Origin of the sequence: Nostoc linckia z4, from assembly GCF_002608075.1 — a bacterium.
In the GTDB taxonomy this organism is placed as follows: domain Bacteria; phylum Cyanobacteriota; class Cyanobacteriia; order Cyanobacteriales; family Nostocaceae; genus Nostoc; species Nostoc linckia.
Genome location: NZ_LAHA01000052.1, coordinates 1 through 13,613 on the forward strand (window position 1 = coordinate 1; position 13,613 = coordinate 13,613).

At 39.6% G+C, this 13,613-nt stretch carries 9 protein-coding genes; 7 read left to right on the plus strand and 2 right to left on the minus strand.

All coding sequences use genetic code 11. The features are described 5' to 3' along the window. Nucleotides 1–136 precede the first annotated feature (136 nt). The 3 genes from fghA (at nt 137) to fosX (ending at nt 5,256) form a co-directional block, all read left to right on the plus strand. On the plus strand, nt 137–988 hold the full coding sequence (fghA, locus tag VF06_RS29155; RefSeq protein ID WP_099073190.1) for an S-formylglutathione hydrolase: 852 nt from the start codon (nt 137–139) through the stop codon (nt 986–988). Between the two features lie 1,009 nt (nt 989–1,997). Next, on the plus strand, nt 1,998–4,211 hold the full coding sequence (gene glgP / locus VF06_RS29160) for an alpha-glucan family phosphorylase (RefSeq protein WP_099071545.1): 2,214 nt from the start codon (nt 1,998–2,000) through the stop codon (nt 4,209–4,211). 640 nt (nt 4,212–4,851) lie between these two features. Beyond that, nucleotides 4,852–5,256 carry a FosX/FosE/FosI family fosfomycin resistance hydrolase gene (gene fosX, locus VF06_RS29165; protein WP_099071544.1) on the plus strand — a complete coding sequence of 135 codons (405 nt, stop codon included), beginning with the start codon at nt 4,852–4,854 and terminating at the stop codon, nt 5,254–5,256. 213 nt (nt 5,257–5,469) lie between these two features. On the opposite strand, the gene VF06_RS29170 is transcribed toward fosX, so the two are convergent. Next, nucleotides 5,470–6,420, minus strand: coding sequence for a glycine zipper family protein (locus tag VF06_RS29170; RefSeq protein ID WP_099071543.1), 951 nt, complete (start codon nt 6,418–6,420; stop codon nt 5,470–5,472). A 320-nt stretch (nt 6,421–6,740) separates the two neighbouring features. Beyond that, on the minus strand, nt 6,741–8,396 hold the full coding sequence (locus tag VF06_RS29175; RefSeq protein ID WP_099071542.1) for a DUF1565 domain-containing protein: 1,656 nt from the start codon (nt 8,394–8,396) through the stop codon (nt 6,741–6,743). Nucleotides 8,397–8,816: 420 nt separating this feature from the next. Between VF06_RS29175 and VF06_RS29180 the strand changes: the two genes are divergently transcribed. From VF06_RS29180 to VF06_RS29195, 4 genes are all read left to right on the plus strand, one after another. Continuing rightward, nucleotides 8,817–11,021 (plus strand): GTPase domain-containing protein, encoded by a 2,205-nt coding sequence (locus VF06_RS29180; protein ID WP_099071541.1) that lies wholly within the window; start codon nt 8,817–8,819, stop codon nt 11,019–11,021. A gap of 18 nt (nt 11,022–11,039) precedes the next feature. Next, complete coding sequence (locus VF06_RS29185; RefSeq protein ID WP_099071540.1) at nt 11,040–12,038, plus strand: hypothetical protein; 999 nt, start codon at nt 11,040–11,042, stop codon at nt 12,036–12,038. 23 nt (nt 12,039–12,061) lie between these two features. Continuing rightward, the gene (locus tag VF06_RS29190) at nt 12,062–12,925 is read left to right on the plus strand and encodes a hypothetical protein (protein WP_099071539.1); all 864 of its coding nucleotides are present in this window, start codon (nt 12,062–12,064) and stop codon (nt 12,923–12,925) included. 194 nt (nt 12,926–13,119) lie between these two features. Next, entirely contained in the window at nt 13,120–13,512 is a 393-nt protein-coding gene (locus tag VF06_RS29195) for a hypothetical protein (protein WP_099071538.1), read from the plus strand. Nucleotides 13,513–13,613: the final 101 nt, after the last annotated feature.

Genomic DNA, 13,613 nt, shown 5'->3' on the forward strand with positions numbered 1-13,613 from the left:
TTCCCCTTTCCCCTTTCCCCTTTCCCCTTTCCCCTTTCCCCTTTCCCCTTTAAAGAGCCAAGTTTACTTGTCGAACTGCTAGTTCGCGTTAGAATATTCTTTTTTTGGCAACCCCTTAGAAAAGAGAATATAACCAATGCCTAGCCTCAACTTGATTTCAGAATATAAAAGCTTTGGTGGTAAAGTCGGTTTTTACAGTCATGCGTCGTCAACCTGCAAAGGTGAAATGCGCTTTGCCATCTATCAACCACCACAAGCAACTCAACAACCTGTGCCTATTCTTTATTTTCTCTCTGGTTTGACTTGCACTGAAGAGAATTTTATGGTCAAAGCAGGTGGGGTGCAGCGCTTTGCAGCTGAGTACGGTTTGATATTGGTTGCACCAGACACTAGCCCTCGTCATACTGGCATTCCAGGTGAGGATGATGATTGGGACTTTGGCACAGGTGCGGGGTTTTATGTTGATGCCACACAAGAACCGTGGCGTCAATATTACCAAATGTATAGTTATGTCGTCCAAGAATTACCTGCTGTAATTACTGCAAACTTCCCGGCGCGATCGGATAAACAAAGTATTTTTGGTCATTCAATGGGGGGACATGGGGCGTTAGTCTGTGCAATGAGAAATCCGCAACTATACAAATCAGTATCAGCTTTTGCACCTATTACTGCACCTATGCGTTGTCCTTGGGGTCAAAAAATTTTCAGTGGTTATCTTGGTAGCGATAAAGAAACTTGGCGTGCTTATGATGCTAGTGAATTAGTCAAAAAAGTTGGATATCACAGTTCGATCCTCATTGACCAAGGCACTGTTGATAAATTTTTAGCTGAACAATTAATGCCAGAAGTATTTGAGCAAGCTTGTGCAGATGTTAACCAGCCACTAAACTTACGTTATCAAGAAGGTTACGACCACAGTTATCATTTCATCTCCACTTTTATTGAAGATCATATCCGCCATCATGCGATCGCTTTGGGATGTAAGTGAAGCAATCCTATTTCAGTTGTGAATAATATTGGTGTTGACTGTTGACTGTTAAGTAGCTCAATTTAAAAAAACGTCATACGTAGATGTCAATAAATGTAGTAGCGTGTCTAGCTTTAAATGTTGCAATAGATTTGATTGTAGGATGGGTGTCCTCACCCCTCTGGGCGGGCAAGATGCCCACCCCACAAGAGTTTATTAATGCACTATTTTAGCTTTGTCACGCTAGTAGGGTGTGTTATGCCGTAGGCTAACGCACCTCTGTAGACTGTACTATAGCAATTGAGGTGCGTTACGCTTTGCGATAACGCACCCTACCATTGTTTTATGTTTAATTAAGTTGACCTACTTAAGTGTCAACAACCCTAACACGTAACATTTCACAAATTATTTGGGATTGCTATATATGAGATAAGAATAATTCGTAATGCCCTTCGCCCCATTACGAATTATTTAGTATTAGGAAATTCCAAGTAAATAAACCACGTTGTACGGCGAACAAGCGTTCGCCCCCACCAGGGATTGTGGTTGAAATAGATGAAAAAGGCTTTAACCGGAATTCCTTTATTTCAGAATAAATACTTTTGCTCGCAACTAAGTGCATAAGTAATTTTAGTTAGCTAAATAAAAAAATATAAAAAAATATTAAGAATAAAATAAATAAATTAAAAAAATGTCAATGAATTTGATATAAAAAAATATCATATTTCTCCAACAAACAGAGATAATCTTTAGAAGACCAAAAACAGTAAAAACCATTCATTTGGATAAAGTTTGATGTCGAACGACAGCTCCAACTTCAGGGAAAAATTCAGCCAGTGAGGATTTCAGCATCATAAATCCTGAAGAGGAAATTAAAGGAATGGGGTAAACAGGGCTTTGGGCTAAACAGGGCATTGGACAGCGAACAGTGACCAGTCAACAGATAACTGATAACTGTCATCTCCCCACCTCCCACTCCCTACTTCCTATTCTCCAGAGAAAAAATTAAAACAGAAGGGTGTAGATTAGTATGGTTAAAAACAGTGCAACAGAAGCAGCACGACGCTTGAGTGAAAAGTTACCTTTGCCGCTCAAGCGTTTAGCAGATTTGGCTTATAACTATTGGTGGAGTTGGAGTGGCGATCGCGTTTCTTTATTCCAAACCATCGATCCCCAAGAATGGGAACGATGCGGACATAATCCAGTGGCGATTTTAGAGTCAGCAAGTTACGAACGTCTGACGCAATTAGCAGAAGACCCATCTTACCTAAAGCAGATATCCGCCTTGGCGCGTGAATTTGACCGGTATATTACCCAGCAAGATACTTGGGTGAGTCGAGTTGCACCGCAAGTATCCCACGACCACCCCATTGCTTATTTTTGTGCAGAGTTTGGCATCCACGAATCCCTACCCGTTTACTCTGGTGGCTTGGGTATTTTGGCTGGGGATCACCTGAAATCATCATCGGATTTGGGCGTACCGATGGTTGGTGTCGGCTTGTTGTATCGCCAAGGTTATTTCCGGCAACGCTTGAATCGCCACGGTTGGCAAGAAGATTATTATATTGACAACCCATTTGGGCAAATGCCCCTGGAGTTAATTAAAGATGACCAAGGGGAAGCGATAACTATCCAGTTACAAGTCCGCCAGCGATTGGTAAAAGTGCAAATTTGGCGAGTGCTTGTTGGGCGAGTGACATTATATTTATTGGATAGCGATCGCAATGATAACGATCCCATTGACCGTTGGCTAACAGGACACCTATATGGAGGTAACTTAGAAACCCGCATTGCCCAAGAAGTTGTTTTGGGTATTGGTGGTGTCCGTGCTTTGAATGCTTTGGGTATTCAACCTTCTGTCTATCACCTCAACGAAGGACACGCTGCATTTTGCACATTGGAAATTGCCCGCTTAGAAATTGAACGCACTGGCAAATCCTTCTACGACATCGAAGCCAAAGTGCGGAATAGTTGTGTATTTACTACCCATACCCCCGTTCCCGCCGGTCACGATGTCTTCTCACCGGATTTAATAGACTCCTTCTTTGCCAGCTATTGGCCGCAATTGCGACTTTCCCGCGAGCAATTTTTGGCCTTGGGCGCAAGGCGACTGGGCGATCCCTGGGAACCCTTTGGGATGACGGTTTTAGCACTGCGGATGTGTCGGGCTTGTAACGGTGTGAGTGAATTGCACGGGCAAGTTTCTCGTAAAATGTGGACAGTTTTGTTTCCGCAGCGATCGGAAGATACAGTACCAATTGGTTACATTACCAATGGCGTTCATGCACCCACTTGGACTGCACCACTGTTGGCTGACTTATACAACGAGTATCTGGGAGAAGACTGGAAAACTCGCGCCGTCGATCCCAAAATGTGGGCTAAAGTTGACGAAATTCCCGATGAGGAACTGTGGTCGCGACATCTGATTCTCAAAGAACGATTAATTGCTTTTACACGTTATAAAGTCAAGAAATCGCGGGAGTTACGTGGTGAAAATCAGCAACTCATTCAAGCAACCGAAAGCTTACTCGATCCCAACGTCTTAACCATTGGATTTGCCAGACGCTTCAGCCCTTACAAACGTGGGGATCTAATTCTGCGGGACGCCCAACGGGCATTAAAGATTTTTGGCAACAACTCCCGCCCAGTACAAATTATCTTTGCCGGAAAAGCCCACCCAGCAGATGAAGAAGGCAAGCGGATTATCCAACGGTTAATGGAATGGTGTCACAATTCCGGTATTATTAACCGAGTTGCTTTTATTGAAGATTACGACATTTACACTGGACAAAAATTGGTGCAAGGTGTGGATGTTTGGTTGAATAATCCCCGTCGTCCCCTGGAAGCTTCTGGTACAAGCGGGCAAAAAGTCTGCTTTAACGGCGGTCTCAATTGCAGCGTTCTCGATGGCTGGTGGTGCGAAGGTTATCAAGCCGGAAAGGATGGCAAAGGAATTAACGGTTGGGCAATTGGTGAAGATGCTCATACTAGCGACCAAGAATTGCAAGATCGCATTGACTCGCGATCGCTTTATCAGTTGTTAGAAGAAGAAATCGTTCCTTTATACTATGACCAAGATGCCCAAGGCATTCCCCACCGTTGGGTGCAGATGATGAAAACATCCATTAAGACAAATGCACCGTTATTCAACACTGACAGAATGATTGCTGACTACGTTTCACAAGTGTATGTCCCAGAGATTGCTAAAACTGTGGAACCGATTTTAGGAAAAGTTCTGCTGTAAAAACACCGAGGAGTGATAAGTGAGGAGTTAAGAGTTTTGTAATAACCAGGACTTACGCAAAAATAACGTAATTCCGTCATTACGAGCGATAGCGAAGTAATCTCCCCTGATGCTGGGATTGCTTCCCTACACTCCGTTTCGGTCGCAATGACAATGCTGGGATTGCTTCCCTACACTCCGTTTCGGTCGCAATGACAATGCTGGGATTGCTTCCCTACACTCCGTTTCGGTCGCAATGACAATATCGGCGTTGCGTAAGTCCTAATAACGTTAGAGCAAACTTACTCAATTACTAACTAATCCACACTCACCCCACCCCGGTTTTGTCTAAAGCCAAAACCTCCCCTCCCCGCCTGCGGGGAGGGGATTGATATCATGTCCGCCTAATTACCCATAATAAAAACCTCTCCGCGTCTTTGCGTCCCCGTGTCTTTGCGTCAGTCCTAACTATGGGTCTTTAACCGAACCTGATATGAGGGGTGGGGTAAAACGGCTGTGGGACAAGGGTTTAAGCTTAAGTGTTTAATTTAGTCCTTCTACTTAATTAGAATCTTGAAAGTCACAGAAGTTAAAGTTAATCAAATTAATACTATTTTGTCGATCAAACCTTTAATCAAAAATCTTAAGAGAATATCAAAAAATGATTCAAGGAATTAGCCATATTACATTCATCGTCAGAGACTTAGAGAAAATGAAAAAATTCCTGACATTTATATTTGATGCTCAGGAAGTTTATTCTAGTGGCGAACGAACCTTTTCCATATCAAAAGAAAAATTCTTCCTGATTAATGACTTATGGATTGCGATTATGGACGGTGAGTCTTTATCAGAGAAAACTTATAACCATCTGGCTTTTAAAATAACTGAACAAGACTACGAACTATATGCCGCTAGATTAAAAAGTCTTGGAGTAGAAGTCAATGAATGTCGAAGTCGTGTGGAAGGCGAAGGACGTTCCTTGTATTTTTACGAGTATGACAATCATTTATTTGAGTTACACACAGGAACTTTAAATCAGCGGCTACAAAGGTATCTAGAAGACTGAATTCACTAATGGCAAAAAACCAGCTTTGTTTTGTTTGTCTCTCAACTTGTTTTTTATAAACTATATTCCGAAACTCAAATAATACCAATTTGAAAAATGATTGCGACAGATGTATAGCCAAAAGCGATTACTACTAACTGTTTCACAATCCAAAATCTAAAATCTAAAATCCAAAATGGTATAAGTTTGCGATGTTAATAGCAGCATGTACTTTTAAGAACGAATTAACATCGGGTCATAAATTTGGCACTCTTGAACGCCATATTTGCTCAAAATTAAGCTAGCGCCATCAAGATCGTTGTCTGTGCCACTAAGGATGAGTATGTAATTGCCTTGCTCAATTTGCTCGTTGTAAAAACGTGCCCACTCATCTGGTATTCCTAACCTCAAGGCATCAAAGCGATCGCTTAAAATAACACCTGTCGAGCCAATCAATTGAGGAAAGTCTTTGCTAATTAAGCAAATCTGGCTTACTGGAAAACCCACAACCAGCATATCATTAATTGCCGCTTCAGCATTATCTATGCGATCGAAGTAATTAATCGCATACTTGGTCAGAATTCCAGTTTTATTGGGAATGGCGCTAACAGAAGTCGTTGTGTTCAAATAATTTGTAGTTTCATACTCAGTATTGAAATGCTCGTAAATGCCGAACTCTTCAATTCCCCAACGCTGTAAAATTGCTTCTACTTGAATAATTTCTAATGATGTACAATCGACAATTATTAAATAGTGTCCATCCTCTACTCGCTCGTTATATGCTCTAGCTCGATCCTCCGATATTCCCCAACCAACTAATGCACCAGCAAAAGTCCCAGTAGCAGCACCAATACTTGCTCCTACAAGAGTTGTAACCAAAGCAGTTGCAGCTGCGCCAGCCAGCATTATTGGCCCGACTCCAGGAATCGCTAAAGTCCCAAGGCCTACCAATAAACCAGTCAAACCACCAACAGCACCGCCTGAAAGTCCTCCTACTGTTGCACCTTCGTCAGCTTTATCACCAGTTTCACTATTGGCAATGTCATAATTGCGGTCTGGGTTCTGTACAACTACAGAGACTTTCTCCATCGCCAAACCAGAATCTTTCAATTCCTGTAGTGCCTGTTCTACATCAGGGCGATGAATAAATACGCCTACAACGCGTTGATTTTGACTTAAAATCATTATTACTCCTTAGTAGCAGGGAAAATTAATTACCTGCAAATCTCGTATTTTAGTACTTGTAATCTTAAATACAAATTTGTGTTACTGGAATTCATCTTAAGTAGTAAAATATATTTACAAAAGGTGCGATCGCTACCTCCTTAAGACTCAATTAGTATCAAGTTCCGATAATCACTGATTATTAAAATTTCTCCCTTGTGCCCTTGTCCCCGCTGTTAAAGGGGAAAGGGAAAATAACAAACCTTTCCCCCTTTCCCATTCCCCTTTTCCCGACTTCTCTTAGAAGTCTATTGATGTGTTGCAAAGCCAAACAAAGGAATTTACGCACTCACAATATAAGGTGAATCGATGGCCGCTACACGACCAGCATCTAACAAAGCTTGATATACCATCACAGCAACCTCAGCACGCGTAGCATCGCGGGTAGGATTGAGTTGTTTGAGATTCGGGTGATTAACGATAATCTCTTTTTGAACAGCTTTGATGACTTCATCCTTAGCATAATCAGGAATCTTTGCTTGGTCATCAAAAGTTTTGTTGGTTGCTGTACCATTAGCAGATAATCCCAATCCATTTACCAGAGAGACAATCACTTGCACGCGCTGGATATTTTTGTTAGGGGCGAAGGTATTATCAGGAAAACCAGAGAGAAATAAACCTTGATATGCTTGCTGAATTACCTTGGCTGCCCAAAAGTCTGCTGGTACATCTTTAAATTTAGTAGCTGCGCGGTTTGATGATGGGTTGAAAGCTTTGACTATTAATGCCGCGTATTGCGCCCGCGTCATTGTAGCATCAGGTTTAAATGTGCGATCGGGAAAACCATTAACAATCCCAAATTTGACTAATTCCCGAATAAATGCACCCGCCCAATGATTATTAATATCTGTTAGTTCAATAGTAGGTGTGGGTGTAGGAGTTGGAGTTGGTGTCGGAGTTGGTGTTGGTGTTGGGGTTGGGGTTGGAGTTGGAGTTGGTGTTGGTGTAGGGGTTGGCGTTGGAGTTGGAGTTGGCGTCGGAGTTGGCGTAGGCGTTGGCGTAGGAGTTGGTGTTGGAGTTGGTGTTGGAGTTGGAGTTGGTGTTGGTGTTGGTGTTGGCGTCGGGACTGGAGAATCAGCAAACTCTACCTTTCCTGTGACTTTAGTCGGATCTATTGTATTTCCCACAGAAACCAGTTTGTTGGAACTGGCATTTTGCAAATCAAATTTACCGTTATTGCGTAGAGTATTGCCCCCTGGATTATTGGTACTGCCGATATCTGGTGAGGCAGTTGCAATTATAGTTAGACCATCATCGGTATTATTTTCACTCAAATTATTCCGCAAGACAGGACGGGCGCTACCAGAAACGACGATTCCAGAACGGTTTTCATAAATTTTGTTATCTCGCAGTATGGGTGATGCAGTATCACTAATGGCAATACCAAAACCTGTTTTGAAGAAAGTATTACCTTGAATTTGTCCTTGAGAATTTTTTGCGATCGCCACTCCATTAGCTGCATTCTCACTGAACACATTACCTAGAATAACTGGGTTAGCGTCCCCTGTAGCAAATACTCCCTCCCGCTTACATTGAGTGAAGGTGCTATTAGCAACAGTGGGGGCGGTTGATTCAATCCAAACACCACTACCACGAGTAGCCAGATTTGTGACAGTCACTCCCCGGAGTTCGGCTTTATCAGATAGCACAAAAGTGACATTTTGAGCGGCAAAAGTACGGCTCAGGAAAGTACCGCTTCCTTCAATAAAAATACCGTTTCCTTTGTTAATTTCATTACCTATCACTATTACCCCAGATGCAATGGTTAGGGGAAACACTTCACCGCTAGCTGCATTGTAATTACCATTTGCCAGTTGAATCTTAGTATCAACTGTAGCTACCTTCAGGGCTTGAGTAATAGTTTTGAATGGGGCTTGTTGGCTACCTGCGTTGGTATCGCTTCCGGCCACTGGATTTACATAAAAAGTTTGAGCCATATTTATACTTCCAAAAAATACATAGCTATCCTAGCGCTAACCATGCAAATGAGTAGCGATGGATGCATGATGAAAGTACTTTTCAGTACAAAGTTAAAAAATTACGCAAATACTTTTTAATTCGTTACGTTATCAAAAATTTTCATGGATGGGTGTTTTCCCATGATTAGCCTATAGTAGTTGTAGGGAGGTGATTGTACTCTCAGTAGAAGGCAAAAGCAACAGAGGCAATGGGATATTGTTTCTGGAGATTGGCATCAACTCTGTATGGGTTTGTCGATTTGAATTTTGAAAACTTGCTGTGACTTACTAAAATTAGTTAGATTTAGACAGGAATCATATACTTTCACGGACGATGGCTTTTATAGCAAAAGTTTGACATCCGCTATCAAGGAATTATTTTGGTTACATCCTAATTTTATGAATCTAGATAAAACTGCTCAAATAATCAGTATTATTGAGCAACGTCGTCCTTTAGTGAATAAAATTGAACGTGTAGAAAGTAATCTTCGCTCTCTAAGCTTAGCACTACATCATCTTCAAGAACACAGGGAACAATTGCTGTCAAAAATTGATGAAGAAGCAGTTATCACAAAGTTGCATAACTTAAATTTTTCTGGACTTCAGACAAAAATTGAGGCAGAATTAATTGCTTTAAATAAGCTCAAAACTCGTTTTAATCGCAATACTTTAAATATTGGGGTAATTGGAAGGGCAAGGCAAGGTAAAAGTCGTTTATTGCAAAGCTTGACAGGATTGACATCGGCGGAAATTCCTGATGGCGATCGCCAACATTGTACTGGAGTTCGTAGCACTATTCACCATAATTCTAATTTCGCTACTTATGGAGAAGTTTGGTTTCATACTGAAAGGTCTTTTTTAGACGAAGTAATAGCACCTTACTATGAAAAATTGCGTTTGGGTTTAAAACCAATCACCCTAGAAGCCTTTGCCAATCATCCCTTACCTCCTTTACCAGTTGAACTCACAGAATATGCTGAACCGGGAGCAATGTATCAACATTTGCGGCGATATCATATTAATTTAGACAAATACCGCCACCTGCTAAAAGTAACTTCACCCCGACGTATTAGCCAAGCAGAAATTCGCGAATATGTGGCTCAAGATACCACTGATGGACAGCGAATTTTCTTTAATTACTTAGCAGTACAAGAGGTAAAAATCACTTGTAAATTTCCTCATGAAGCGGTGGGACAAATTGCCTTGGTAGATATGCCAGGATTAGGAGATACAGGAATTGGTGATGAAGAGCGTTTGGTTAAGACTTTAGCACATGATGTAGATGCAGTAATTTTTGTGCGTATGCCTAAATCCTCTGGTGATTATTGGGCAGATGTGGATGTCCGACTTTATGATATTGCGGCCAATGCAATCACAGAATTACCGATAAATTTATGGTCTTTTTTAATTTTGAATCGGACTGATTCTACATCCAATAACAGCGATAATTGGTATAACTGTCAAGACCTTGCTCAAACACTTTCAGAAAAGCATATTCAGGTTGTTAATCATGTTATTGCCAATTGTGCCAATCCCCAAGAAGCAAATCAAGTGCTGGAATTAATTTTAGATTATCTAGCAAAAAATATTACGATTCTAGACAGTAAATATGCTTTTCTGTGTCAAGAACGTCTTGTGCAACTACAAAATACAGTGGCAGTAGAATTAGAAAAAGCTCGTCAAGTATTAGAACAAGCTGCAAGTGGAGAAAACTGGTTTCCTTTGTTTGAAAATTTATTTGCACAACTTTGGGATAATTTAACCACTGGTTTAGAAGCACTGTTAAAAAAATTAAGAGAACAGCGTGATGCTCAAAATATTGAGTTTAGACAACAGGTTGAAGCAGCTTTAAAAACTTGTCAACAAGATAGTGGAATTCCCACAGAAGCAGAAATTGAAACTCGACGTAACCGTGTTGGTGGTTATCCCAATGCATATTATGAATATTTAAATGAGGTTCGTGCTTATTTATCCCAGCACTTCCTGTTATTAGATAAAGGATTAAAACAGGGATTAGATCGGGTGAAAGGTCAAGTATCTGAGGTATTAATTAATCAAGCTGGTTTGGGATTTGTAAGTGATGTTCGTGGGGAAGAATTCATCAACGCGATCGCTGCATATATCCCCAACGAACTCATTCCCAGTCAACCTAGTCGCTTAAAACTAGGATTCCAGATTCTTGCTGACTTTGAGCTTTCCTATCGAGGAATGATTCAACATCGTATCAGACAACGTTTAGATGATTTAACTCCCGATGAAACATCTTTACAACTCTCATCTTCTCCTTGTGCATCTGAAGTTTTATCATGTCTCCAAGCACTACACTCTGAAGCTATTTACAAATGTAGAACAGCATTAGATGATTTATTAGCTGAACCTAGCCAAGCTGCTTTTGCCATTGTTGAAGAATTTTTAGACCGCGTTCTTCGTGCTGAAGGCGCTAAAACAGAATGGCGGATATTTCTAGAAGAAGTTCGTTCTGAAGTCTGGTGTGATGAGTTTGAGCAATTAGGCGAACGCACCAGAACTAGGCGGGAGTGGATAGATTCTATAGAATGTGCTGCTACAGCTAACAAATTAAGCGGAATGCAATTCCTCAATTAATCAAGGAAAGAGACTGGAATGCAAGAACTTCAAATTACAATGCTGGGGCCTAGTGGTGTGGGAAAAACTACATTATTAACAGCAATGTACGAACAATTTGAAAGTAATATTGGGTTAACTAATCTTCAACTGACTCCTGACGATGATAGTGCAGCTATTTTACAAGACCGTTTAGTTGAATTAAAAAGTTTAATTGATGTTTTTGAAGCCAGAGGAAGAACAGGTATTCAAGGAACAGAAGCTTTAGCCGGCCCTGAATCCTTACGTGCTTTTAGATTTGGTTTAGGGAAAAAAGGTGAAGCTCCATCATTACAATTGTGTTTTCGCGATTATCCTGGCAAATATCACGAAACTAGTGCGACTTCAGAAGAAAAACAATTTGTGAAAGAACTCCTTCAGAACTCAGTGGCAGTTTTAATTGCCATTGATGCTCCAGCTTTAATGGAAGACCCCAAAGGAGTTTTGCACGAAAAAATTAATCGTCCTCAACAAATAAAAAATCTTTTCAATGCTGCTTTTCAAGACTTAGATTCACCTAGATTAGTAATTTTTGCCCCGGTGAAGTGTGAAAAATATTTAAAAGACGATAAATCTGCATCTGAATTAATAGACCGAGTGAAAAAAGGTTATGAAAATTTATTTAATCATTTCAATTCAGAAAAATTAAGTCCTTTAATTGTCAGTGTGATTACTCCTATTCAAACAGTTGGTAGTGTAGTTTTTTCCCGCATTGAATTTGATTCTCAAAATAACCCACACTTTTATTTTCGTAAAATTAGGCATGATGCCTACTATAATCCTAAAGATAGCGAACAATTATTGCGTTATCTCCTCAGATTTTTGCTCAAACTTCATCTAGATTCGCGCAATCGCAGTTGGGGATTTTTTAGCTTCGTTAGAGGTTGGTTAAGTTTAGATGATTACCTCAGAAAAGCCGTAGATGAATTTGCACGAGGATGCAAAACCACAGGAGGTTTTGTTGTGATTAAAGGCGAACAATTACTAAATATTTACTAGAATATTTATTAGGATTTAAAACTATGCAACTTTATGTCCAAAGCCGGGGAATCAATCAAGAGTATGATTATCGCTGGTTAAAGATTAAACAAGACAATCAAGTTCCAGAAATTCCTCCTATTTTACAAACACAAATTTCTGATAATTCTGGAACTGCATTTCGTGTGGCTGATATGATAGATAGCCAAGTTCCATCAATAATTTTAATTCGGTCGAATGGCGAGCTATTATTATTAGTCACTGCATTAGAAGCCAGAGAAGAAAGAATTGATTTTATGGGGCGTAGAGTTCGTAACTCTGTTGTGTGGATATATCCAGAAAGTAACGAACAAGCACTAAGGTCTCTAACTGTCCGGGCTTTGAGAGGAGAGCTACAACAAGAAGTCGATCGAGCGATAACAATTGGAGGAGAATACGGTTTTACTGTGTTATTTGAGGAAATTAGTCGATTAGCTAATCCAGAAAGTATTGATAATTATGAAGCAGATTTAAAACCAAAAATTGGGAAGAATTTTTTAAAATTAAGGGAAGAATTAGCTTTAGAATTAGAACGCCATAAATTGCCTCAAAGAAATGGACTTTTAATTCTACTTACAAGTATAAAAACAAAACCTGCTCTCATCGAAGCTAATGTTTGGAGAGGTTTATCAAATCGTTTGCTTAATGATGATTGGGAAATAATTCCAGAAAAAAAAATTCTTACGGGAATCTGGATATTGGTTTTGGCAGTGGTCATTGTACTGGCGATCGCCTTGCTATTAATTATAATAATTCCTCAGAAAATACAGCCAAAAATGAATTCTTCACCACCTCCTCAAATAAACAAGATACTGGAGGAAACGAATCATTCATTAGTTTTGTTCCCAAAGAATTTGATGTCGAACTAAATCAAGTTGGAGAAATTATCAAACTCATCTTTGATAATCCTGTTGAATTCATTCAAAAAGGCATTGACTTTAACAAGGCTCTGTGGGAACTTAATGAATACGACCAAGAAAAGTTATTATATATTACTTCATTTATTTTAGAACAAAAAAACCTAGATAATGATGCTAATGAAAGAACTTTAACAGATAGAAAAATGACGCTAATTAATTTAGCAGAATCAGCAATGAATTATTATTTTAATAATATTAAAAATATCCAAAATGGCAAACTAATTAATAATCATAATGTTTTCATATCAAATAGTTTAGAGTATATGAATAACCCAATTATTGATTTGATTGACAAAAAAGCAAAGCTGAATCAAGCCATATTAACAATTACTTCTATTCGTCAAAAAGAAGAATTATTTTCTCTGGTTTCATATATTCTGCAAGAGAAGCAGTTAGCAAATAAAGCTATAACAAGACGGCTCACTAATGAAGACAAAAAGTTTTTAGCTAAAGCATTATTGATTTTACAAAAACATTCCGATCGATTAAAGGAAATTAAGCGAAAAAATAGGAAAAATTCAGATAAATGGATATAGTTGTGGAAATAAACGATCGCCTCAATACTTGTCGGTTAAGGGGAAAAGGGGAAGGGGAAAGGGGAAAGAAAAAACCTTTAACCTTTACCCTTTAACCTTTT